Origin of the sequence: Amycolatopsis sp. WAC 01416 (assembly GCF_003947485.1) — a bacterium.
In the GTDB taxonomy this organism is placed as follows: Bacteria; Actinomycetota; Actinomycetes; order Mycobacteriales; family Pseudonocardiaceae; genus Amycolatopsis.
Genome location: NZ_QHHX01000010.1, coordinates 372,434 through 396,254 on the forward strand (window position 1 = coordinate 372,434; position 23,821 = coordinate 396,254).

Here is a 23,821-nt window from a genome sequence, read left to right on the forward strand (position 1 = left end):
GCCACGCGACACCTAGGAAGGGGCCGGGCCGGTGCTGCCCCGTTCGGTCAGGCGGGGTGACAGCAGCCGGACCTCGGCCTGGCCTCCGTCGTCGAGACGGCGCATCGCCATCTCGACGGCGAGGCTGCCGAGTTCGGCGGCGGGGATGGCGATCGACGTGAGCTGGACGGACTGCGCCTCGGCCATGTCCTCCGGGCAGACGGCCAGCACCGAGATGTCCTGGGGAACCTGCTTGCCGCGATGGTTCAGTTCGGACAGCAACGGGCCGAGGATGGCCTCGTTGTGCACGACCAGCCCGGTGACGCCAGGGTGTTCGGCGAACACGTCGTCAAGACAGTCACGCAGCGCGTCGTAGGAAGGCGCGCAGGGGAAAGAACCGGCGCGGACCTTGCGTTTCGTGGCCGTCTGGCGGAAGCCGCGCAGGAAACGTCCCGCGTAGCTCGTGCCGCGTTTGTAGACCGCGGGGGAGGGGCCGATCAACGCGACCTCGCGATGGCCGAGGTCGGCCAGATGCGTGACGCTCGCGACGCCGGCGGCGGTGAAGTCGAGATCGACGCAGGTCAGGTCGCCGGGGTCGGAGGGGACCCCGATCAATACCACCGGCCGGTGCAAGGATCTCAGCACCGGGAGGCGGGGCTCGGAGGTTTCGACGTCCATCACGATCAGCGCGTCCGCGATGGCGGACGCGGCGATCCGGCGCAGGCCGTCCGGGCCTTCGTTCTTGGTCAGCAGGAGGACGTCGTGGTCGTAGGTGCGTGCCTCGGTGACGGTGGCCGCGACGAACTGCATGACCACCGGGACGTTCAGGTCCGTCCGCAGCGGGACGACGAGCGCGAGCACGTTGGTGCGGCTGCTGGCCAGCGCGCGGGCGCCCGCGTTCGGGTGGTAACCGAGTTCGCTGATGCTGTGCTGGACGCGGCGGCGGGTGTCCTCCGAGATCGAACGCCGTCCGGACAGCACGTAGGACACGGTGCTCGGGGAGACCCCGGCCGCCCGGGCGACGTCTGCGATGGTGACCATCAGCCGATGATAGAGGGAGTCGAATCGATTCGACGGGCTCAGCCCTTGCTCAGCTCGATCAGCCGCGGCAAGGCGTCGGTGGGCAGGTCGACACCACGATAGGCCATGAGTTTGGTGAACTGGCGCATCGGCATCGAAGCGACCATGCGCATCCAGTCCACGCTGCTCTCGACCCGGTTGCTCTGCCCGGCGAGCAGCTCGCCGAGTTCGGGACCCACGATCGGGTGGCCGAACCACTCCTCGACCGTCGAGTCGATCGACAGGACCGGGATGATGACGTCGCCGGCCAGCGTGATAGGCGCTTCGGCGACGACGTGCGCGGCGCTGAGGCCGATCTGGACGGTGTACTCGCCGGGCGAGACCACCCATCGGCACAGTTCGATGTCGTACCAGGCGAAAGCGCGGCGATCGAGGGCGAGCTCGACCCGCCGGGTCTCGCCAGGTTCGAGCAAGATCTTGGCGAACGCGCGGAGCTCCCGTGCCGGGCTGCGGACGGGAGCCGCGCCGGTGGCGACGTAGACCTGGACGACGTGTTTACCGGTCCGGGTTCCGGTGTTGGTGACGTTCACCGCGACGGTGGCGGAGTCGTCGCCCGTCGCCGTGACCGTCGGTTCGCCGGTTTCGAAAGTCGTGTAGGACAAGCCGTGGCCGAAGGGGTACCGGACAGCGACCTCGGCGGTTTCGTAGTAGCGATAGCCGACCATGACCCCTTCGCCGTATCGGACGTGGCCCGACTCGCCGGGGAAGTTGAGATAGCTGGGGTTGTCCTGCAAACGCAACGGAATGCTCTCGGCGAGATGCCCCGACGGGTTGGTGACGCCGAAGATGAGGTCGGCGAGCGCGCTGCCGCCTGCCTGGCCGAGCAGCCAGCCGTCGAGAACGGCGTCGACGTCGTCGTGCCAGCCCTCCAGTGACACCACGCCGCCGTGGGAGAGGACGACCACGGCGCGCCTGCTCGCCGCCGCGACCGCCTTGATGAGTTCCACCTGCGCCGCGGGGAGGTCGATGGTGTCCCGGTCGAAGCCCTCGGATTCGTCCCTTTCGCCCAGACCGGCGAAGACCACCGCGACGTCCGCCTCACGGGCGATCTCGACGGCGTTGTCGGCAAGGCCGCTCGCGTAGGTCACGGATTCGCCCAGTGCCCGGATCGCGTCGAGCGCGGTGTCGACCCGGGTGGGATTGACGTGGGAGCTGCCGCCGCCCTGGAAGCGGGGGTTCGCGGCGAACTCGCCGATGACCGCCACCGCCGACCGCGTGGTCAGGGGCAGCGTGTCCCGGTCGTTCTTCAGCAGGACGGCGCAGTCGGCGGCGACCTCTTTCGCCACCCGGTGCTGCTCGCCGGGGTCCACGTCGCCGCTCGGCGGCAACGCCCGGCCGGTGAGGGCGAGAACCCGGCGGACACTCCGGTCGACGACGGCCTCGTCGAGTTCTCCGCTCCGCACCGCTGCCACGATCTCGGCGTCGCCGCTGCCGCCGGTGCCCGGCATCTCGAGGTCCAGCCCGGCCACGAGCGCGGCGACCCGGTCGTTCACCGCGCCCCAGTCCGAGACGACGGCGCCGTCGAAACCCCATTCGTCGCGAAGGACGTCGGTGAGCAGACGGCGGTTCTGGGAGGCGTAGACGCCGTTGACCCGGTTGTACGAGCACATCACCGTCGCCGGATGCGCTTCGGTCACGACACGTTCGAACGCCGGGAAGTAGATCTCGCGCAGGGTCCGCTCGTCGACCTCCACGCTGACCCGCATCCGGTCGGTCTCCTGGTTGTTGGCCGCGAAATGCTTCACCGACGCGCCCGCGCCTTCGGCCTGCATGGCCCGCACATAGGCGCTGGCGAGCACCCCGCTCAGCAACGGGTCTTCGGAGTAGTACTCGAAATTCCGGCCGCACAACGGGGACCGCTTGATGTTCACGCCCGGACCGAGTACCACCGAGACCCCGGCCGCGCGGGCTTCCCTGCCGATGGCCGCGCCGATCCGCGCGGCGACCTCGGGATCCCAGCTGGAACCCACCGCGACCGACGGCGGGAAACACGTGGCGGACACGCTGTCGTGGACGCCGAGGTTGTCCGCCTCGCTGTCCTGCCTTCGCAGGCCGTGCGGGCCGTCGGAGAGCAGGATCGACGGGATCCCCGCGGCCTCGATCGCCTCGGTGTGCCAGAAGTCGCGGCCGGACAGCAGTGAAGCCTTCTGTTCGAGCGTGAGGCCGGTGGGTTCGATCTGGGAGGTCAACGGGGATTCCTTCCGGGCGGGAACTGTCCACTGTGTTCGAGAGTGCCAGACGGATACGCCGGCGGCACGAGACGGCCGAGCGAGCATTGTCTCGTCGTGTCCTGTCCGCTAACATCGTCTTAACGCGACTGTCGAATCGTTTCGACAATCGAATCTCTCGCTCGATCGCCCCACGATCACCACCGCACGAAACTCGCCGAGTATCGCCGCCCCGTTTCGTCGAAGCGCTTCGATTATCTCGCGATGGAGTCTTCATGAGCAGAGCAGCTCTCCTTGTCCGCCCACGCCGGATGGGCATGGTCGCCACGACGATCGCCCTGGTGCTTGGCCTCGCCTCACCCGCGGTCGCGGACGAGCTGAACGCTCTTCCGTTCCGTGATCCGGGCCTTCCACTGGCCACGCGGGTGGACGACCTGGTGGGGCGGCTGACCCTCGCGGAGAAGGTGTCCTTGCTGCACCAGTTCCAGCCGGCGATCCCGCGGCTGGGCATCCCCGAATTCAAAACGGGAACCGAAGCCCTCCACGGCCTCGGCTGGACGACGGAGCGCACGAACGGCGCCGTCGTGACCGCGAACGCCACGGTCTTCCCCCAGGCGATCGGGCTCGCTTCGACCTGGGACCCGGCCTTGATCGAACAGGTCGGCGCGGTCGTCGGTGACGAGGCGAGGGGTTACCACTCGCAGGATCCCGGATTCTGGGGGCTTCAGCTGTGGGCGCCGGTGGTGAACCTGCTGCGTGATCCGCGATGGGGGCGCAACGAGGAGGGGTACTCCGAAGATCCGCTGCTGACCGGGGCCATCTCGACGGCGTACGGCAAGGGGATGACCGGCGGCCATCCGGAGTACCTCAAAACCGCTCCGGTACTGAAGCACTACCTGGCCAACAACAACGAGATCCGCCGCGACACCACGTCGTCCAACCTGCGCCCGCGAGTGCTGCGCGAATACGACGAGCAGGCGTTCAAACCGGCCATCGCGGCCGACGCGGCGACCGGCGTGATGGGGTCGTACAACCTCGTCAACGGAAGGCCCGCGACGGTCAACCCCGACCTGAACGACGTCGTGCGGACCTGGACCGGAAAGACGCTCTACAACGTCAGCGACGCGTCCGCCCCGTACAACCTGACAGGTTCCGAGAAGTACTACGCGACCAACGAGGAAGGCTTCGCGGCCACCCTCAAAGCCGGTCTCGACGGCTTCACCGTCGACAACCAGAACCCCGGCCCCACCATCAAGATCATCACGTCCGCGCTCGCCAAGGGGTTGCTCGCCGAGGCCGACATCGACAAGGCGGTGAAGCACGTCCTGAGCATCCGCTTCCGGCTCGGTGACTTCGATCCGGACGGCGGCCCGTACGCCAGGATCGGCAAGGACGTGGTCAACAGTCCGGCGCACCGGCAGCTCGCCCGCAAGTCGGCGGGCGAGGCCATGGTGCTGCTGAAGAACGACCGCGGTGCCCTCCCGCTGGACCCGAAGCGCGGTGTCGCGGTCATCGGGCCGCTGGAGAAGACCCTGTACACCGACTGGTACTCCGGCGGACTGCCGTACAAGGTGACCCCGCTGGACGGGATCCGCGCGCGGCTCGGCGGCGGGGCACAGGTCACCGACACCGAGCCCGTCGACCGGATCGCCTTGCGCGACGCCACCACCGGCAAGTACCTCGGCGGCGGCGCCGGCGATGCGGGCGCGGTGCTCAAGACCGGCGCCACCAGCGTCGGGGCCACGGAACAGTTCGACGCCTTCGAGTGGGGCGACGGCGTGCTGACCTTGCGCAGTGTCGCGAACGGGAAGTACGTCGAGCGCCAGAATCTCGCCGATGCCACCAGCCCGTTCCTCAACCGGGCACCGCAGCCGCGGGACTGGTTCGTCCACCAGCAGTTCGAACTGGAGGACGCGGGTGACGGCACGGTCGTGATCAGGTACGCCGGTTACGAGCTCCCGAACGACTGGGACGGGCCGAACAGCTACCTCACCGTCGCCGCCGACGGCACACTGACCTTGGGCTCGCCGAACGCGGCGGGAGCGACCAAGTTCCGCAAGGAGCAGCTGACCTCAGGCATCGACAGCGCGGTGAAGGCGGCGCGATCGGCCGAAACGGCGGTCGTGGTCGTGGGCAGCATGCCGTTCATCAACGGCAGGGAAGACCACGACCGCACCTCGACGGCGCTGGCGGGCAGCCAGAGCGAGCTGATCAAGGCCGTGCGCGCGGCGAATCCGAACACCGTCGTGGTGGTGGAGAACAGCTATCCCACGACCTTGAACTGGGAGCAGGAGAACATCCCGGCGATCGTGTGGACCTCACACGCCGGTCAGGAGACCGGCAACGCGCTCGCCGACGTGCTGTACGGCGATGTGAACCCGGCGGGCCGCCTCACCCAGACCTGGTACCGCTCGGACGACGAACTCCCGGACATCCTCGACTACGACATCATGAAACGCGGCAGCACCTACCAGTACTTCACCGGTGACCCGCTCTACGCCTTCGGACACGGCCTGTCCTACACGAACTTCCGCTACAGCGACCTGCGCCTCGGCAAGCCGGGTCCACAAGGGATGTTCGAAGCGACGGTGAAGGTGACCAACACCGGGAAACGCGCCGGCGACGAGGTGGTGCAGCTCTACACCCATCAGCTCGTCTCCCGCGACAAACAACCGCATCAGCGGCTCCGTGACTTCGAGCGGGTGCGCCTGGAGCCTGGGCAGACCAAGACTGTGCGCCTGTCGGTGCCCGACCTCCGGCATTGGGACGTCACCCGGGGCAAATGGGTGCTGGAATCGTCCGTCCACGACGTGATGGTCGGCGCGTCCGCTTCCGACATCCGGCTGCGTTCGGTGCTTCCCGTGCGTGGCGAGCAGATCCCGCCGCGCGACCTGACGCGGGACACCAGGGCGATCGACTTCGACGACTACTCGGGTGTCGAACTGGTCGACGAAAGCAAGGTCCGCGGCGACGCGGTCGGTGTCGGCGCGGGAGACTGGCTGCGCTTCAGCGACGTGGACTTCCGTTCCGGGGCGAGGACATTCACCGCCAGGACGGCTCGCGCCGAAACGGGAACGTCCACTGTGGAAATCCGGCTCGGCGGCCCGCGCGGCAGACTGGCGGGAACCGCGCGGATCGCCAGTACCGGCGACAAGTACACGTACTCGACGACCACCACGACGTTGTCCGGGCCGAGTGGACGTCACGACGTCTACCTGGTCTTCACCTCCGATTCGAGAATCAGCACGTTTTCTCTGCGGTAGCGGTCCATTTGGTGAAAAGGCACGGAAGGAACCCTGCTATGCGTAGGCAAACGCGATCCTTGATGGGCAGTGTCGTCCTGGCGTTGGTCGCCACACTGGTGATAGGAGGGACGGCACAGGCTGCCACCTGGAGCTCTTCGGACAAGTGGGGGAGCTGGTCGAACGGCGGCTACACCGTCCGCAACAACGTTTGGGGCGGAGGCGCCGGCCCGCAGTCGATCTGGGCGAACTCCTACAGCAACTTCGGCGTCTGGGCGAACCACCCGAACACCGGTGGGGTGAAGTCGTATCCGCATTCGGCGAAGAACGTCGGCCGCCAGTTGAGCGGACTGCGGAGCCTTTCCAGCAGTTTCAACGTCTCCAGGCCGGGTGGCGGCGCATACGCGACGGCGTACGACATCTGGGCGAACAACAACGCCTACGAGATCATGCTGTGGATGAACAAGCAGGGCGCGGTGGGCGCGATCGGCTCGAAGGAGACCACGGTCTCCGTGGGCGGCCACACCTGGGACGTCTACCGGGGGAGCAACGGCGCCAACGCGGTGTTCTCGTTCCTGCGCACTTCCAACACGAACGCGGGTTCGGTCGACGTGCTCGCCGTGCTGAACTGGATCAAGAACCGCGGCTGGTACGGCGACGTGACGGTCGGTGAAGTGCAGTTCGGCTTCGAGATCACGTCGTCCAGCGGCGGGATGAACTTCTCGTCGAACAGTTATTCCGTTTCGTCGTCCTGATCGGCGAGCGAGTGGGGTGACGTAGTACCGCACTCGCGTGATCAGACACGGTTCTCGCGTGTTTAAAGACGTATCTCGCGTGTTTGGAGACGTATCTCGCGTTCGCTCTGCTTGCCTGGCCGCGCGCAGCCGGGGGCGGCGTCGATCAGCCGCCCTCGGCCACCAAGGGCTCCAGCGCCAGGTCGGGATTCGCTCGCATCACGAGCCGCAGTGCCAGTTCGTCGGCGAAGAGGGCAAGGTCGGCGCCGTCGAGGCGAGTGAGGACCTCGCTGTTTCGGCCCTTGTCCACGAGGAGACGCTGGCTGGGGTCGGTGAGGCGCCGGGCCACCTGGTAGGACAGATGATCCAGCCGGATCGGTGAGCCGAATTCGGCCTCCATGCGGTGGGCGGCGACCTCGAACTGCATAGGCCCGACAGCGGCGAACACCGGTGCGGCGTCACCGCGCAGGTCCGACCGCAGCACCTGCACCACGCCCTCCGCGCCGAGCTGTTCGACACCCTTGCGGAACTGCTTGGCGCGGCCGAGATCGGTGGGCCGGGCGACGGCGAAGTGAGCGGGGGCGAAGCTGGGCAGGCCGGGGAACCGCACGGCGGGCTTGCCGGAGTGCAGCGTGTCGCCGACCCGCAGCGCGGTGGCGTTGACCAGCCCGATGACGTCACCTGGATAGGCGGTGTCCACTGTGGAGCGTTGCTGGCCGAACACCTGCTGCACGTATTTGGTGGCGAAGGGTTTGCCGGTGGTGGCGTTGGTGACGACCATGCCGCGTTCGAACACCCCGGAGCACACGCGGGCGAACGCCACCTGGTCGCGGTGCGCGGGGTCCATTCCGGTCTGGACCTTGAACACGAATGCCGAGAACGGTGCGTCCAAGGCGCGGATCCGGCTCTCGGCGTCCGCGCGCGGGGCGGGCCGCGGCGCGAGTTCGACCAGTAGGTCCAGCAGATGGCGGACGCCGAAGTTGCGGACGGCCGCGCCGAACAGCACCGGGGTCGCGGTGGCGGCGAAGAAGCGGGACGCGTCGAACTCGCCGTCGGCGGCGCGCAGGAGCTCCGATTCCTCCTGGGCCTGCGTCCAGTCGGCGCCGAGGTCGGCCTCCGCCTCCTGGGCGCCGAGACGCTCGTCCAGCGCGAGGGTCGTCCCGTGCGCGGTGGGCAGGTAGCGAACGAACTCCCCGCTCGAGACGTCGAGGACGCCGCGCAGGTGTCCGGCCGTCCCGACCGGCCAGGTCAGCGGCATGGGTTGCAGGCCGATCCGGTCGGTGAGCTCGTCGCACAACTGCAAGGCTTCCCGGCCCGGCCGGTCCCACTTGTTGATGAAGGTGATCACCGGGATCCCGCGGTAGCGGCAGACGTCGAACAGTTTCAGCGTCTGCGGCTCCAGTCCCTTGGCGGCGTCGAGCAGCATGACGGCGGAGTCGACGGCCGAGAGGACCCGGTAGGTGTCTTCGGAGAAGTCCGCGTGCCCCGGCGTGTCCAGCAGGTTGATCACGGTGTCGCCGTAGACGAACTGCAGCGCGGCGGAGGTGATGGAGATGCCGCGTGCGCGTTCCATCTCCATCCAGTCCGAGGTCACCCCACGTCGTCCGGCCTTGCCGTGCACGGCGCCGGCCTGCGAGATCACCTGTGCGTGGAGCGCCAGTGCCTCGGTCAGCGTCGACTTGCCGGCGTCGGGGTGGCTGATGACGGCGAACGTCCGGCGACGGCTCGCCTCGGCGATCACCTCGGGCCGTTCGGCCTGGACTGTGTTGCCTGCCGTCACACTCGACTCCTCCGGACTGCGATCATCAGCGTCTGCCGCTGGGTCCAGTTCACCTCACCGGCTTTCCCCGTCCGAAACCGGGGTTGCCCGGCCGACGTGATCACGGCCTCATTCGGCGGGGGAGGTTCGACGCCGGGGCGATTCGCTCGACTAACGTCAAGCGCTCATCAAGCCTCCAGCGCGCCGTGGCAGTGATCGCGCCCGAGAAGTCAGGTCGTCGGTCTGTGTCGAGTCTCGTGACCCAGGTGTTCACGCGCCCCTCGTGGCTGTCACCCAAGGTCGCCCGCACCGAAATCCTCGCCGGTCTGGTGGTCGCGCTCGCGTTGATCCCGGAGGCGATCTCCTTCTCGATCATCGCGGGCGTGGACCCGAGCGTGGGGCTGTTCGCGTCGTTCACCATGGCGGTGGTGATCTCGATCGTGGGCGGACGGTCGGCGATGATCTCCGCGGCGACCGGTGCGATCGCGCTCGTGGTCGCGCCACTGGCCCGTGAGCACGGGCTGAGCTACCTGATCGCCACGGTGATCCTGGGTGGTCTGTTCCAGATCGTGCTCGGCTCGCTGGGCGTGGCGAGGCTGATGCGGTTCGTGCCGCGCAGCGTGATGGTCGGCTTCGTCAACGCGCTGGCGATCCTGATCTTCCTGGCGCAGGTGCCGGAGCTGATCGATGTGCCGTGGCCGGTGTACCCGCTGTTCGCCGGCGGTCTCGTGCTCATGGTGCTGTTCCCGAAGCTGACCAAGGTGGTTCCGGCGCCGCTGGTGTCCATCGTGGCCTTGACGGTGCTGACGATCGCCGCCGGTATCGCGGTTCCGACCGTAGGCGACAAGGGCGCGCTGCCATCCTCGTTGCCAGTGCCGGGTATCCCGGATGTGCCGTTCACGTTCGACACCCTCGCGCTCCTGGCCCCGTACGCGATCGCGTTCGCGCTGGTGGGGCTGATGGAGTCGCTGATGACCGCGAAACTGGTCGACGACATCACCGACACTCACTCCAACAAGACCCGCGAGTCCATCGGCCAAGGCATTGCCAACATCGTCACCGGCTTTTTCGGCGGCATGGGTGGCTGCGCGATGATCGGTCAGACCATGATCAACGTGAAGACCGCCGGTGCCCGGACCCGCTTGTCGACGTTCCTGGCCGGGACGTTCCTGATGATCCTGTGCATCGTCTTCGGTCCGCTGGTCTCACAGATCCCGATGGCGGCCCTGGTGGCCGTGATGGTCCTGGTCGCGTTCGGCACCTTCGACTGGCACAGTGTCTCCCCGGCCACGCTCAAACGGATGCCGTGGGGCGAGATCATCGTCATGGTCGTCACCGTGGCCGTCGTGGTGGCCACCGGCAATCTCGCCATCGGTGTGGTCGTCGGCTCGATCACCGCCATGGTGATCTTCGCGCGCCGCGTCGCGCACCTGGTCGAGGTGACCGCCGTGGTCGATCCGGACGGCACCCAGGTCGTGTACGCCGTCACCGGCGAGCTGTTCTTCGCCTCCAGCAATGATCTGGTCTACCGGTTCGACTACGCGAACGACCCGGAGAAGGTCGTCATCGACCTCACCGACGCCCATATCTGGGACGCCTCCACCGTCGCCGCGCTCGACGCGATCACCACCAAGTACGAGTCACGGGGCAAGACCGTGGAGATCGTCGGGTTGAACAAGCACAGTGCCCGCATGCACGCGAAACTCACCGGCGGTCACTGACACGCCGTCCGGTGAGGCGGGCCGGTCGATCGGCGAGCGGGCCGCCTGAGCGAAGCAGGCTTTCGAGGGTTTCGAGCGGTTCGGGGACGACGGTGTACCAGCTCCAGGTGCCGCGCCGCTCCCGGTCGAGGATGCCGGCGGAGACCAGCACGCGCAGGTGATGGCTGAGCGACGGCTGGGGCATGTCGAACTCCTCGGCCAGGTCGCAGAAGCACGCCTCGCCGCCGGGCGAGTACCGCACCAGCGACAGCAGGCGGATTCGCACCGGGTCCGACAGCGCCTTGAAGAGCTTCGCCGCCGCCTCGGCGTCGCCGGGGTCGACGACCGCGGCGGGTTCGGCCATCAGCAGGGTCACCGCGATCGGTTTCCGGGTTCGGCCGTTCTCGCTCGCCACGGGGCCTCCTTCGCTGCTGACGTCCGCCGAAGCCCACCATACCCGTTGAATTGACAAAGCTCGATCCAAGCTCTTCAATTGCATCGGCATACTTCGATTCAGTCAGGGACCGGCGAAAGGAAACGGGTATGACCCGCACGCCCGAGGTGTTGTTCGTCTGCGTGCACAACGCCGGCCGCTCGCAGCTGGCCGCCGCGCTGTTGCAGCACTACTCCCTCGGACGCATCGCCGTCCGGTCCGCGGGCTCCGAGCCCGCGGAGAAGGTGAACCCGGCCGCCGCCGCGGCACTGGCCGAATGGGGTCTGGACATCACCGCCGAGGTGCCGAGCAAACTGTCCACAGAGGACGTCGAAGCCTCCGATGTGGTGATCACCATGGGTTGCGGCGACACCTGCCCGGTGTTCCCCGGCAAGCGGTATCTCGACTGGCCGCTGGAGGACCCGGCAGGGCAAGGCGTGGAGGCCGTTCGCCCGATCCGCGACGAGATCGACCGGCGGGTCCGCGGCCTGGTCGCCGAAATCCTCGACGCCTGATCCTCGCTTCCGACTTTCTGGAGACCAGCCCCCGTGACTCGAACCGCAGACAAGGCCGACGCCGACGTCCTGCACAAACTGTCCTTTCTGGACCGATTCCTCCCGGTTTGGATCATCGTCGCGATGGGCGCCGGGCTCCTGCTCGGCAGCGTGATCCCTGGTCTGCAGGGTGTGCTGGACGCGGTGAAGATCGGGCAGGTCTCCTTGCCGATCGCGCTCGGTCTGTTGCTGATGATGTACCCGGTGCTGGCGAAGGTCCGCTACGACAAGCTCGACACCGTGACCAAGGACAAGCGCACGATGGTGCTCTCCTTGGTGCTGAACTGGATTCTCGGCCCGGCGCTGATGTTCGCGCTCGCCTGGCTGATGCTGCCCGATCTGCCCGAGTACCGGACCGGGCTGATCATCGTCGGCCTCGCCCGCTGCATCGCGATGGTGATCATCTGGAACGACCTCGCCTGCGGCGACCGGGAGGCCGCGGCGGTGCTGGTCGCGCTGAACTCGGTCTTCCAGGTGGTCATGTTCGGCGTGCTCGGCTGGTTCTACCTCGACCTGCTGCCGGGATGGCTCGGCCTCGATACCGCCAGCATCGACTTCTCGCCGTGGGAGATCGCGCTCAGTGTCGTCATCTTCCTCGGTATCCCGCTCGCCGCCGGATACCTCTCGCGCCGCATCGGGGAGCGGAGCAAGGGGCGCGACTGGTACGAGGGTGAGTTCCTGCCCAAGATCGGCCCGATCGCGCTCTACGGCCTGCTGTTCACCATCGTGATCCTGTTCGCCCTGCAAGGCGACAACATCACCTCCCGCCCGTTCGACGTCGCCCGGATCGCGCTGCCGCTGCTGGTGTACTTCGCGATCATGTGGATCGGCGGCTACCTGCTTGGCAAGGCGTCCGGTCTGTCGTACGAGCGCACCACGACACTGGCGTTCACAGCCGCGGGCAACAACTTCGAGCTGGCGATCGCCGTCGCCATCGGCGTCTTCGGCGTGACGTCGGGGCAGGCGCTCGCCGGGGTGGTCGGGCCACTGATCGAGGTGCCGGTGCTGGTCGCGCTGGTCTACGTGAGCCTCTGGCTGCGGAAACGCTGGACCGCGGAATGACCGGAGCCGCGCAGGTAGTGGTCATCGGCGGGGGACAGGCCGGTCTCGCCGCGGGCTACCATCTGCGCCGCGCGGGCTTGGACTTCGTCATCCTCGACGCTCAAGCCCAGCCGGGCGGCGCCTGGCTGCACGGCTGGGACTCGCTGCGCTTGTTCTCCCCGGCGCGGCACAGTTCCCTGCCAGGGTGGCCGATGCCGCCTTACCCAGGCCCCGGTTATCCGACCGCCGAGCACGTCGTCGAGTACCTCGCCGCGTACGAGAAGCGCTACGAACTCCCGATCCGCCGAGGGGAGACGGTGAACGCCGTTTCCCGGGACGGCGACCGTTTCCAGGTGAGCACCGATACCGGGGACTGGAGCGCCGAGGCGGTCATCAGCGCCACCGGAACCTGGTGGCGTCCCTTCCTGCCGCTCGTCCCCGGCGGGTTCACCGGTCGTCAGCTGCACACGGTGGACTACCGCGGCCCGGACGAGTTCGCGGGCCAGGACGTCGTGGTGGTCGGTGGCGGGAACTCCGGCGCGCAGATCGCCGCCGACCTCGCGGGCACGGCGAACCTGACCTGGGTCACCCGCCGCCCGCCGCGCTACCTGCCCGACCACATCGACGGCAAGGCGCTCTTCGACGTCGCCACCCGGCGCCGCCAAGCCCTCGAGACCGGACAGGCCGACACGGCCGGAGTCGCCGGGCTGGGTGACATCGTCGCCGTCCAGCCCGTTCGCGAGGCCCGTGACGCGGGGCTGCTGCGGCCGCGTGAGATGTTCGCGCGACTCGACGGCGACGGTCCCCTGTGGACGGACGGGACCTGGCAGCACGCCGACGCGGTCATCTGGTGCACCGGGTTCCGCCCCGCACTCGGCCATCTCGCGCCGTTGCGGTTGCGTACCACCCGCGGCCGGATCCCCACCGAAGGCACCCGCGCCGAAGCCGAGCCCCGGCTGCACTTTCTCGGCTACGGAGACTGGACCGGCCCGGCGTCGGCCACGATCATCGGCGTCGGCATGACCGCGCGGGCAGCGGTCGCCGACCTCAAGGCCGCGCTGGACGCCGACAGCGCGTGACTTGTTGCCCCGGACCAGCGTCGCCTGGGTTTCAGGCGGCGAGGAAGTCGCAGATCTTGTCGCTGATCGCCGGCCAGTCGTGGCCGAGCCAGATGAAGTGGCTGTCGGCGTTGCTCTCGATCAGGCAGCCGTACTTGATCGTCGACGCAAGCCTCTCTGCGTGGGCAAAGGGCACGGAGCCGTCGTTGCGGCCGGCGATCACGAGGGTGGGCTGGGTGACGTCGTCGACACCTTCTCTGTCGGCGGCGAGGTCGTTGCGGAAGCCGTGACCGGACCGCATCCGGGAGAACAGCTCGATCAACATCGTGCGTTCTTCGGCGGAGAGCGCGGTCATGACTTGCCGGGCAGGCAGAGCGGTGAGGTCGCCGAACAGCATGCGCAGTCCGATGTCTGGAGCGGTGCGCATGATCGCGCGCACCGCCGACCAGGTGAGGCGTTCGGTCGCGGGGCCGAAGGCGAGTCGAGCGGCCAGGCGGGTCCGCTTATCCGGCCAGGGAAGAGGGCCCACCGCGCTTTGGAGGATGACTCGCTCCACGAAATCCGGGTGGCGGGCCGCCGTCGCCACCGCGGTGCGTCCTCCTGCCGAGATGCCGACGACGGCGGCGACCCGAGTGATGCCGAGGTGGTCACACAGCGAGCGGACGACATCCGCGAATCCACTGGTCGTCGTGCCGGTGGACAAGGGTGTGCGGCCGTAGCCCGGCCGCGAGGGCACGAGGACCGAGTAGCCGGCATCGACGAATGTCTCCTCACCGAGCGCGAGTCCGGCGTGCATGTGTCCACCATGGAACATCACCACTGTAGAACCGCCACGCCGGTCGAACCGATATTCGAGCGTCCCGAGATCCAGGGCTGCGGTCGTGGTGGGACGTGCGATGGTGGCCATGCCTGCCATGATGCTCTATCGGCGCGGAAGGCGTTTTCGCCACGTAGCGGGCGTCGCGCCGACGCCGCGCAGAGTGGCGGAGGCGAAGCTGCGCAGCCCTTCCAGCCCGACGTAGCCCAGCCCGGATGTGCAGTCCGGGGAGGCTGCTGTAGCGGGCGGGGGAGAAGAGGGTCAGTGAGTCGGATTAGCGGGGCCAGGAGCCGACCGGTTCGGCGCCTGCCCAGGGGGGCGAGTGCGACGGTGACGGTCAAGGGCGCTCAGGCTGAACGCGATTCACCAAGCCCCGGAACGGGATGCTCCGGGCGATCCGTGCGGGGTCGCTGTGCGTGCCGGACTACGGCTCGGCCGGTGGCCACGACCCCGTAGGCCCCACGGGTGCGCGGGGATGGTGGCGGCGAGGACCGAATAGGTTCCCGCCGATCCAGGTATCCGTGAGCAGCGCGGTCAGCGGTGCGAACACCGTGCTCGCCAAGCCGACCCCGACCAGCAGCCAGGCCACGGTGAACCGCACCAGGTTCCGCGCCAGGCGACCACCTGCCCGGCCGAGAACGCCGCGACCACCCAGGCCGTCGACCAGCCCGTGGTCTGGCTGATTTCCGGTGCCGGCACGGGAAAAGCGTAGAAGAGGATGCCCCAGCTGGTGATCTCGGTGACGCAGAGAACGGCCGGCGTGCGGCGTAGCCCGGACGTGGCCGACCCGGGCGACGCCGCGCCGGTCGCGACCGGCTCAGCGCACCGCTGCCGACGGCGCGGACAGCGTCAGGACTTCCGGTTCCGCGCAGCAGCCACCGGCGGCCGGTGCGTCGTCCGGCTCGTCGAACAGGCCGGCGCCGCCGCAGACGCCGGTCTCGGCCATCCGCAGCTCGACCCGTGCGGCCGCCTCGTGGTCCCCGGCCAGTTGGGCGGCGATGCTGCGCACCTGCTCGTAACCGGTCATCGCCAGGAAGGTCGGCGCCCGGCCGTAGCTCTTCATTCCGGCCAGGTAGAAGTCCTTCTCCGGATGCGCGAGTTCCTTGGCGCCGTGCGGATACACGGTTCCGCACGAGTGGACGTTCGGGTCGATCAGCGGCGCGAGCGCGACCGGTGCTTGCAACGTCGGGTCCAGCTCCAGCCGGATCTCCGACAGCCAGGTCAGGGCGGGCCGGAAACCGGACAGGGTCACGACCTCGTCGACCTGCTCGATCCGCTGTCCGCCGGAGGAGATCAGGGTCAGCCGTCCGTCGGTGTCGCGTTCGACGACCTCGGTGCGGAATCCGGTCGCCACCGTGATCTGCCCGGACTCGACCGCCGCCCGCGCCCGCAATCCGAGCGCGCCCCGTGCCGGCAGCTGGTCGGCGTCGCCGCCGCCGAAGGTGTCACCGACCGCGCCGCGGCGCAGCACCCAGCTGATCCGCGTGCCGTCGTCCGCCAGGCCGGACAACGCGACCAGCGCCGTCAACGCCGAATGACCGCTGCCCGCGACCACCACATGCTTGCCCGCATACCGTGCTCGCACGGTCTCGTCAGCCAGATCCGGGACCCGGTAGCCGATCCGGTCCGCCGCCGACCGTTCGCCGACGGCGGGAAGTCCTTCGCCGCCAAGGGGATTCGGCGTCGACCAGGTCCCGGAAGCGTCGACCACCGCCCGGGCGATGACGCGCTCTTCCGAGCCGTCGGCGGCGCGAACGTGGACCGTGAACGGTTCTTCGTCCCGGCCGCTGTCCACGACTCGGTCGCGTCCCCGGCGTGCCACTCCGATCACCTCGGCGCCGAAGCGCACCCGGTCACCGAGCGCCGCGGCGAGCGGGCGTAAATACAAGCTGGCCCATTCCGAACCCGTCGGATACGTCTCGCCGTCGGGCCGGATCCAGCCGGTCTTCTCCAGCAACCGCCCGGCCGCGGGGGCGACGAGTTCGGTCCACGGCGAGAACAACCGCACGTGGTTCCACTCCGCCACATCCGCTCCGGCCCGCACGCCACGCTCCAGCACCAGCGGCTCGAAACCCCGCTCCACCAGCTCGGCGGCGGCCGCCAGCCCCACCGGTCCCGCTCCGATCACCACGACGGGCAGCTCGTTCATCCCATGCACCTTTCATCGATCCGGCTCGATTGAACCGATGGGGGGAATGTATCGACCGTCATCGATTGACGCAACCATCGATTCTGGTCGATACTGGGTCGCATGACGACGGCCGTACCCGTTCCACTCGCCGGTCTCCTGCCCGAACGCGAAGCCGCGACCTATGCCGGGTGGTTCGCCTGTCTGGCCGAGCCGACGCGGGTCAAACTCCTGCACGCCGTCGCGACCTCGCCCCGCGGCCTGACCGTCGGCGCGCTCACCGAAATCCTCGGGACCAGCCAGTCCACCTGCTCCCACCACGTGCGGAAGCTGGCCGAGGTCGGCTTCCTGCATCTGCGGAAAGAGGGCACGGCCACGGTCGTGACGATCAATCAGGCATGCTGCAGCGGCCTTCCGCACGCGGCCGACGCGGTCATGGGCCTGCTCGCGCCGCGTCCGTGCTGCCCGGACAACGTGCCGGAGGACGTCACCATCCGCGCCCCTCGCGACGACGATTGGGACGCGATCCGCCGGATCTACGGTGAAGGCATCGCGACCGGGCTCGCCACCTTCGAAACCGAGGCTCCCGATCGCGAGGCGCTCGAAGCGAACTGGCTACCCGGGCATCGGTGGGTCGCCGAGATCGACGGGCAGGTCGCCGGCTGGACGGCGGCCACCCCGGTCTCGGCGCGCGAGTGCTACCACGGGGTCGCCGAGACGTCGGTCTACGTCGCCGAAAGCCATCGCGGCCGCGGCGTCGGGAAGGCCCTGCTCTTCAAGCAAGTCACCGAAGCCGACGCCGCCGGGCTCTGGACCCTGCAGACGTCGATCTTCACTGACAACCGCGCCGGCATCGCGCTGCACCACAGCGCCGGTTACCGCACCGTCGGCATCCGAGAACGCATCGCCCAGCGCGACGGCGCCTGGCACGACACCGTCTTCCTCGAACGACGCAGCCCCGTCAACTAGGCGGTGTCCTGTGAGTCTGTTCGATGGGCCGCCTGGGCGCGAAGACCGCGAACATGACTTACCGGACACGGCATAGGCGTCGAGGACGAGCCAGGCGTTCGGCAGCCGCCGGGCCAGGTCGGCGGAATTGCGGCTCGGCGCCATCCCGTCCTGGTCACCGTTGGCCACCAGGACCGGATGCCGGATGACCGTCAGTCCGACCGCCGACGGCGTCTCCAGCGGTGGATCGCCTTGAGCTGGTTGCGGAAAGCCGTGACGGAGATGGGCTTGTCGAGGTCTTCGGTGCGTTCCTTCAGCCCCCGGCGTGCTCAACTGGCCCGACGTCATCGTCCAGGTCGGCGCCCGGCACCGTCTCGTATCACCTCGCCGCACTGCACCGGGCGCGTCTCGTCACCAAGGCCCGAGACGGGCGCTAGGTGTGGTACCAGCGGGCCGCCCAGGCGGCGGGTCTGCTTGAAAGAAGGCCGCTAGTACGCGGAGCGCAAGGCGGTTTCCCGAGCGGGCCGAATACGGTCCAGCTGGATGAGGCTGAAGCCGAACAGCACGACGCCGAGCGGAACGTGGACGGCCGTCACCTGCGCCAACCCAAGGAACACCTGGGCCAGCGTGAGCGCGAGGAACACGGCCGCGGGCGCGATAGGTTTGGGGGAGCCGCCGCCCGGCCGCCAGACGAGAACCGCGGTGATCACGTGCAGCACCGCCACGACGAACAGCGTGTAAGACGTTGCGCTGTGCAGTGCATGGCCGTACGGCACGGTCAGCAGGAGTCCCGCCGAGATCGGGGTGAGGAAGACGGCGAGGGTCTGCACGAGGATCGCGACGCGCAACGGTTTCGGCATTGAGGTTCTCCTTCGGTGGACGTGTCCCCTGTCGGACGAGAGGGCCGCCGGAAACGTGACACCGATGGAAGCCGCGTGGCCCTTCGGTCAGGCGCGGCGGAAGCTGTGCACCACGAACTGGGTCTTCGCAACCTGCTTGCGGGCCGAGTACGAACGACGGGCGTTTCAGGTGAAGGACCCTTCCCTCTGCTCAGTCCCGAGTACCTGAAGGACCCCTTCCTGTACCTAGGCGCAAGGAAGGGGTCCTTCAGGTACTTCGAGCGGGGCTTACCGGACAGTCCGGATTTCGAGGCGGCCAGCCGGTTCAGCAGGCGGATCCGTCCGTGGTTGGGGACCGAGCGGATCGGGTGCCCGGCGAGGCCTCAGTGCCCGAGGAGGGTTGCCACCGTGGGCCGTCGGGCGAGATCGCCGACTCCGAACAGCGGGCAGTCTTCGTGCCACAACGTGATGTCGCCGACTGGGCGTGCCGGTGATCGCCGATTTCACCTGCCCCGAACCCCGCACGGTGCTGATGACCATCGTCGACGGCGAAGGGCGCGGCAGCGTGGTCGAAACCGACGCAACCCCGCTCGGGAACGGCCCCGACGGACGGCCGTGCACCGCCGTGATCGAGGCGACGATAGCCACGTCCGACGCCTTGCGAGCGGGAGACGTCGACCTCGCGTCGGGCTGACAGGTTTCCGCGATCACCCGGCAGGGTAAGCGCAGGCTGTGCGCATTGTGATCACCGGGGCGACCGGAAACGTCGGGACGGCGCTGCTCCACGCCCTCGAATCCGGCGACGACGACCTGAAGGGCGCCGCGAGCCCGCCGCGGGGGCACGGCTTGCTGCGACGGCTCCGCTCGCTGGCTCGCGGCAGGCCCAGCCACCAATCGCAATCCTGACGATCGGGAGGCACGGATGAGCACGGAAGTCTTCGACGCGGTCGTCATCGGCGCCGGCCACAACGGCTTGGTCGCCGCGAACCTCCTGGCCGACCAAGGCTGGTCGGTCCTGGTGCTGGAGCAGGCGGAGAAGCCGGGCGGTGCGGTGCGGACCGACGAAGTCACCTCGCCCGGGTTCCGGAACGACCTCTGCAGCGCGTTCTTCCCGCTCACCGCCGTATCGCCGGTGATGCGGGGACTGCGACTCGAGGACCACGGGTTGAGCTGGAGGCACGCTCCCGACGTGCTCGCACACGTCTTGCCCGACGATCGGTGCGCGGTGCTGTCACGGGACATCGAGCGGACGGCGGCGTCGGCCGACGAGTTCGCGCCCGGCGACGGCGCCGCGTGGCGGAGCTTGTTCGCGCGGTGGCAGGACATTCGCGAGCCGCTGCTGAACGCGTTGTTCACTCCGTTCCCGCCGGTGCGCCCGGCTGTGCGGCTGCTGCGGCGGACGGGGACCGCGGAAGCGCTGCGGCTGGCCCGGATGCTCACGTTGCCCGCCCGCCGGTTGGGAGAAGAGCATTTCGACGGCGAGGGTGCTCGATTGTTGTTGGCCGGGAACGCCGCGCACAGCGATATTTCCGTGGACAACGCGGGCAGCGCGGTCTTCGGCTGGCTGCTCGCGATGATCGGGCAGGACGTCGGCTTTCCCGTACCGGTCGGTGGAGCCGGTGAGCTGATCACGGCACTGGTCCGACGGCTTGCCGCCCGCAGCGGCGAGGTCCGATGCCGTTGTCCTGTAACGGAAGTGCTCGTCGCGGGCGGACGGGCGATGGGCGTGCGAGACGGCGACGGGAACCCGATCCGGGCCCGCAAGGCGGTGCTCGCGGACGTCCCGGCACCGACGTTGTACGGCGAGATGGTCCCGTCGGATTGGCTTCCCTCGCGGCTGCTCGCCGATCTCGGCCGGTTCCAATGGGACAGCGCCACGGTAAAGGTGGATTGGGCGTTGTCCGGTCCCGTCCCGTGGACGGCAGAAGGCGCTCGCGGGGCGGGCACCATCCACCTCGGAGCGGATTTGGACGGTCTGTCGGCGTTCGGCGGCGACCTGGTCCGCGGCCGGAGCCCGCGGAATCCGTTCCTGCTGTTCGGGCAGATGACGACGAGTGACCCGCATCGGTCGCCGCCCGGTACCGAGGCGGCGTGGGCGTACACCCACGTTCCCCGCGGGCTGATGGAGAACCGGGAGGCGCTCGACCGGCAGGTCGCACGGATCGAAAAGACGGTCGAGGCGAACGCGCCGGGGTTCATCGACGTGATCCAGGGCCGGTACGTGCAGGGCCCGCTCGAACTGGCGGCCCACGATCCCGGCCTGGTCGGGGGCGCGATCAGCGGCGGGACCACGGCCATCCACCAGCAGCTGTTCTTCCGCCCCGTCCCCGGCCTCGGCCGCGCGGACACGCCGGTGGACCGGTTGTTCCTCGCGGGCGCGTCGGCGCATCCGGGAGGCGCGGTCCATGGCGGCCCCGGTGCCAACGCGGCCCGCGCCGCGCTGGCCAGGGCCGGAGTGCTCGGCAAGGGCTACGCGGCGGTGATCGCCGCGGCGAACCGGGCGGTCTACCGCTGAGTGCCCTTGCGGTCGGTGTACTTCCCGGTCGCCAGATCCGCCAATCGGGCGAGGGCCTCGGTGTTGCGTGGTTTGGCGACGAGCGCCTGAACCGCCTCGGGCAGCACCTTGCCGGGACCACGCACGACGCTTTCCCTCATCCGGACCTCGGTCTTGGCTTCGCCGTGGGGGAGGAGCGTGACCTCGACCGCCGGCGCGCCGAGCGGCCAGCCCCTCGCCTCCAGCGAGAGGGAAACGCCGGGCTCGACCGCCTTCACGACCGTGACGTCCTGGATGTGCAAGGGCCACGGTCCGACGCTGTGGTGGATCCGCGAACCGACAGCAGGCCAGTCCTCGTCGACATCACGGATATGGGAGCTGCCGACGACCCAGCTCGCGTACGACCAGCCGTCGGCGAGCACGGCGAAAACGGCGTCCGGCGGCACGTCGACGACTCGGCTGACTTCACTCACGGCGTCCTCCTGTTCTGAGTGGCACCGCATGGGTACCCCGCCGGAGCGACTTGAAGCCTGTGAGCTGACTGAATGGCCAGTCACGCGAAACCGCCAGTTCGGTGCAGGTGGCCGTGAGTGGGCTAGATGTTCTTGCAGTAGTTGTACAGAAAGGTGCCACCGGGGGAGGGGTTGTCCTGGGTGATCCAGATGCAGCCGGTGTACACCGGTTTCCAGAGGCCTCCCCAGTTGGTGTTCGCGTGCAACCAGTGCCACTGGCCGTCGGCGGGGACAAGGCCGTAGCCGCTGCCGCCCGCGATCTGTGCTCCGGAGGAGTCGTAGAACGCGGTGACGGCCCAGACGTGTCGGGCATGGCCGCAGTAGGCGTGGAAGCCACCTGTGGAGCCCCAGTTGTCGAAGTTGAACTGCACGTTGGCCGTATGGCAGTCCGCCAGTACCGTCGCGCGGGTCTGGGTGGCGTTCGCCGGTGTCGCCCCGATGGTCAGACAGCCCGCGAAGAGGACGATCGCTGCGAAAAACTTGCGCATGGTCTGCCCCAACTCGTTGTTGTTCGGTTTCCGCTGAACTCGGAGCGTCCCACTCCGCGAGCGCGAGTGGTCGGACGGTTGTTCCGCCACAAGGGCGGTAGTTCCTGCCCTTGTGGCCACCTGTGTGCCGGCCGCTCTTCGAGGCTCATGCCGCAGTGATGGACGTCTACTGTCCACAAAGGACACAAGCCGGCCACCCGCACCGGGGGCGGGCGGGGGTCATCGTGAACAGGCCTTGTTCATGTCCTGGTCACCCGGGCGTGCCGCTACTTTCGGGTAACTTGTCACTCGGTGACTTCATAGTGGGCTGTCCGATTCGCTCCAGGGAAGGAACACTTTGATGGCTCAGGCCTCCAGAGCCCGCGTCGTCGTCGGCGGTCTCGTGCTGATCACGGCATTCGCCACGGTCCTACCCCCTTCGGCCGTGGCGGCTGATGCTCTGCCCAGTGTGAAGCCGACGACCGAAACCCCTGCCGTGTACGACGACGAAGCAGGCGGCAACGCGGACGCTGACGACCCGGCGATCTGGCGTAACCCCGCGGCTCCGGATCGCAGCCTCGTCGTCGCCACGGTCAAGGAGGGCGGTCTGCGCGTTTACGACCTCGACGGCCGCGAAGTGCAGTCGGTACCGGCGCCGAAAGCGCCCGGTCCGGATGATGCTCCCGGCCGGTTCAACAACGTCGACCTCGTGCACCGTATGAAGGTCGGCTCCGGTGTGAGCGACCTGGCCGTCGCCAGTGATCGCGGCCGTGACCGGCTGCGGATCTACCGCATCGACGGCGGCGACTCCGGTGCCCCTCTCTCCGACGTCACCGATCCCTCGGCGCCGGCGATCTTCTCCTCGTCGCAGGAGGAGATCAACGAACAGCGCACCGCTTATGGCCTCGCCACGTGGACCGATCCCTCCAGCGGCCGCTCGTATGCGGTAGTCAGCCAGCGGGAACGCACCGCTCTCAGCCTGCTGGAGCTGACCGCGGGCGCCGGAGGCACAGTCACCTACCGCAAGGTGCGCACTGTCGCGTTGCCGTCCGCGTTCAGGCTGCCGAACGGCAAGTCGTGGACTCCGTGCGGTGAACCGGGTGAACTGCCCCAGGTCGAAGGTATGGTCGTCGATCCCGCGACCGGCACCCTCTATGCCGGGCAGGAGGATGTCGGTATCTGGCGGGTGGACGCCGACCTCGAAGGCACTCCGAAGCTCATCGACAAGGTTCGTGAATACGGCATCCCCGGAACCTATGACGAGGCGACGGAGGAATGCGTACCCGGACCGAACCCGGGCTACGGCGGCACGCGCCTGTCGGCCGACGTCGAAGGGCTCACTCTGCTCAAGCAGAAGGACGGTGACGGGTACCTGCTCGCTTCCAGTCAGGGGGACAACACCTTCGCCGCCTACGACCGCGAACTCGGCGACGACAACGAGTACGAAGGTGGCTTCCGGGTGACCGCCGCGTCGGCGACCCTCGACGGCACCGAGGAAAGCGACGGCGCCGCCGTCCTCAACGAGCCACTCGGAAGCAAGTACCCCAACGGCCTGCTCGTCGTCCAGGACGGTGACGACAAGCCGGGAGAGTCGGGCCGGGACGCCACGAACTTCAAGTTCGTCGACCTCGGACACGTACTCGACGCCCTCGACGACTGACCGGACTCGCCCCGGCGGCGAGACCGCCGGTCCAGCGGCCGCCGGGCGCAGTTTCGGTGCCGCCGCCATGGCCGGTACCGAGGGCTATGGCGGTGGCGAAGCCCGCGAGCAACGGCCGTGGCTGAGAAGAGACGACCGGGAATCCGCGATCCTGTCAGGACGACGACATGTCGCTGAACGCGAAGGCGTGCCTTCAGCTGGCTTGGCG

20 protein-coding genes and 1 pseudogene are annotated in these 23,821 nt (G+C 68.5%); 11 read left to right on the forward strand and 10 right to left on the reverse strand.

Going from position 1 to position 23,821, the window contains the following annotated elements; translation table 11 throughout:
* Positions 1-12: 12 nt before the first annotated feature.
* Both DL990_RS32665 and DL990_RS32670 read right to left on the reverse strand, forming a co-directional pair.
* Positions 13-1,020: a LacI family DNA-binding transcriptional regulator gene (locus tag DL990_RS32665; protein ID WP_125800990.1), complete on the reverse strand. Its 1,008-nt coding sequence runs from the start codon at positions 1,018-1,020 to the stop codon at positions 13-15.
* A 38-nt stretch (positions 1,021-1,058) separates the two neighbouring features.
* A complete protein-coding gene (locus tag DL990_RS32670) occupies positions 1,059-3,248 on the reverse strand; it encodes a glycoside hydrolase family 3 C-terminal domain-containing protein (RefSeq protein WP_233620642.1) in 2,190 nt (729 codons plus the stop codon).
* A 254-nt stretch (positions 3,249-3,502) separates the two neighbouring features.
* Here DL990_RS32670 and DL990_RS32675 point away from each other — a divergent pair, with 254 nt between their 5' ends.
* Positions 3,503-6,490 (forward strand): glycoside hydrolase family 3 protein, encoded by a 2,988-nt coding sequence (locus DL990_RS32675; RefSeq protein ID WP_199746694.1) that lies wholly within the window; start codon positions 3,503-3,505, stop codon positions 6,488-6,490.
* Between the two features lie 38 nt (positions 6,491-6,528).
* Positions 6,529-7,224, forward strand: a complete 696-nt coding sequence (locus tag DL990_RS32680; RefSeq protein ID WP_125800992.1) for a hypothetical protein — start codon at positions 6,529-6,531, stop codon at positions 7,222-7,224.
* A 145-nt stretch (positions 7,225-7,369) separates the two neighbouring features.
* On the opposite strand, the gene DL990_RS32685 is transcribed toward DL990_RS32680, so the two are convergent.
* On the reverse strand, positions 7,370-8,983 hold the full coding sequence (locus DL990_RS32685) for a peptide chain release factor 3 (protein WP_125800993.1): 1,614 nt from the start codon (positions 8,981-8,983) through the stop codon (positions 7,370-7,372).
* Positions 8,984-9,228: 245 nt separating this feature from the next.
* Between DL990_RS32685 and DL990_RS32690 the strand changes: the two genes are divergently transcribed.
* Positions 9,229-10,683 carry a SulP family inorganic anion transporter gene (locus DL990_RS32690; RefSeq protein ID WP_233599004.1) on the forward strand — a complete coding sequence of 485 codons (1,455 nt, stop codon included), beginning with the start codon at positions 9,229-9,231 and terminating at the stop codon, positions 10,681-10,683.
* Here the strand turns inward: DL990_RS32690 and DL990_RS32695 are convergent.
* The gene (locus DL990_RS32695; RefSeq protein ID WP_199746695.1) at positions 10,667-11,077 is read right to left on the reverse strand and encodes a helix-turn-helix transcriptional regulator; all 411 of its coding nucleotides are present in this window, start codon (positions 11,075-11,077) and stop codon (positions 10,667-10,669) included. The genes DL990_RS32690 and DL990_RS32695 overlap by 17 nt on opposite strands.
* Positions 11,078-11,205: 128 nt before the next feature.
* Between DL990_RS32695 and DL990_RS32700 the strand changes: the two genes are divergently transcribed.
* The 3 genes from DL990_RS32700 to DL990_RS32710 are packed head-to-tail and all read left to right on the forward strand — an operon-like array spanning position 11,206 to position 13,769.
* Positions 11,206-11,610, forward strand: a complete 405-nt coding sequence (locus tag DL990_RS32700) for a low molecular weight phosphatase family protein (RefSeq protein WP_125800994.1) — start codon at positions 11,206-11,208, stop codon at positions 11,608-11,610.
* A 33-nt stretch (positions 11,611-11,643) separates the two neighbouring features.
* Positions 11,644-12,711 carry an ACR3 family arsenite efflux transporter gene (arsB, locus tag DL990_RS32705; RefSeq protein ID WP_125787133.1) on the forward strand — a complete coding sequence of 356 codons (1,068 nt, stop codon included), beginning with the start codon at positions 11,644-11,646 and terminating at the stop codon, positions 12,709-12,711.
* Positions 12,708-13,769, forward strand: a complete 1,062-nt coding sequence (locus tag DL990_RS32710; protein WP_125800995.1) for an ArsO family NAD(P)H-dependent flavin-containing monooxygenase — start codon at positions 12,708-12,710, stop codon at positions 13,767-13,769. Before arsB ends, DL990_RS32710 begins: the two co-directional genes overlap by 4 nt.
* Positions 13,770-13,800: 31 nt before the next feature.
* On the opposite strand, the gene DL990_RS32715 is transcribed toward DL990_RS32710, so the two are convergent.
* From DL990_RS32715 to DL990_RS32720, 3 genes are all read right to left on the reverse strand, one after another.
* Entirely contained in the window at positions 13,801-14,655 is an 855-nt protein-coding gene (locus DL990_RS32715) for an alpha/beta fold hydrolase (RefSeq protein ID WP_233620643.1), read from the reverse strand.
* Positions 14,656-15,099: 444 nt separating this feature from the next.
* Positions 15,100-15,264 carry a hypothetical protein gene (locus tag DL990_RS41335; RefSeq protein ID WP_158632673.1) on the reverse strand — a complete coding sequence of 55 codons (165 nt, stop codon included), beginning with the start codon at positions 15,262-15,264 and terminating at the stop codon, positions 15,100-15,102.
* Between the two features lie 118 nt (positions 15,265-15,382).
* A complete protein-coding gene (locus tag DL990_RS32720) occupies positions 15,383-16,714 on the reverse strand; it encodes an FAD-dependent oxidoreductase (RefSeq protein ID WP_125800997.1) in 1,332 nt (443 codons plus the stop codon).
* A 102-nt stretch (positions 16,715-16,816) separates the two neighbouring features.
* Here DL990_RS32720 and DL990_RS32725 point away from each other — a divergent pair, with 102 nt between their 5' ends.
* The gene (locus DL990_RS32725) at positions 16,817-17,662 is read left to right on the forward strand and encodes a GNAT family N-acetyltransferase (RefSeq protein WP_125800998.1); all 846 of its coding nucleotides are present in this window, start codon (positions 16,817-16,819) and stop codon (positions 17,660-17,662) included.
* Positions 17,663-18,129: 467 nt separating this feature from the next.
* Here the strand turns inward: DL990_RS32725 and DL990_RS32730 are convergent, their stop codons facing one another.
* On the reverse strand, positions 18,130-18,501 hold the full coding sequence (locus DL990_RS32730; protein WP_125787139.1) for a hypothetical protein: 372 nt from the start codon (positions 18,499-18,501) through the stop codon (positions 18,130-18,132).
* Between the two features lie 454 nt (positions 18,502-18,955).
* Between DL990_RS32730 and DL990_RS32740 the strand changes: the two are divergent.
* The 3 genes and pseudogenes from DL990_RS32740 to DL990_RS32750 form a co-directional block, all read left to right on the forward strand.
* Positions 18,956-19,135, forward strand: a pseudogene (locus DL990_RS32740) (DUF5914 domain-containing protein); the annotation flags it as partial.
* A gap of 77 nt (positions 19,136-19,212) precedes the next feature.
* Complete coding sequence (locus DL990_RS32745; protein ID WP_125800999.1) at positions 19,213-19,386, forward strand: NAD(P)-dependent oxidoreductase; 174 nt, start codon at positions 19,213-19,215, stop codon at positions 19,384-19,386.
* Positions 19,387-19,402: 16 nt separating this feature from the next.
* Positions 19,403-20,995, forward strand: a complete 1,593-nt coding sequence (locus DL990_RS32750; protein WP_125801000.1) for an NAD(P)/FAD-dependent oxidoreductase — start codon at positions 19,403-19,405, stop codon at positions 20,993-20,995.
* On the opposite strand, the gene DL990_RS32755 is transcribed toward DL990_RS32750, so the two are convergent.
* Positions 20,986-21,447: an SRPBCC family protein gene (locus tag DL990_RS32755; RefSeq protein ID WP_125801001.1), complete on the reverse strand. Its 462-nt coding sequence runs from the start codon at positions 21,445-21,447 to the stop codon at positions 20,986-20,988. The two genes, DL990_RS32750 and DL990_RS32755, sit on opposite strands and share 10 nt — an antisense overlap.
* 122 nt (positions 21,448-21,569) lie before the next feature.
* Positions 21,570-21,974 carry a hypothetical protein gene (locus tag DL990_RS32760; protein ID WP_125787142.1) on the reverse strand — a complete coding sequence of 135 codons (405 nt, stop codon included), beginning with the start codon at positions 21,972-21,974 and terminating at the stop codon, positions 21,570-21,572.
* A gap of 340 nt (positions 21,975-22,314) precedes the next feature.
* Between DL990_RS32760 and DL990_RS32765 the strand changes: the two genes are divergently transcribed.
* Positions 22,315-23,613 carry a phytase gene (locus DL990_RS32765; RefSeq protein WP_125801002.1) on the forward strand — a complete coding sequence of 433 codons (1,299 nt, stop codon included), beginning with the start codon at positions 22,315-22,317 and terminating at the stop codon, positions 23,611-23,613.
* Positions 23,614-23,821: the final 208 nt, after the last annotated feature.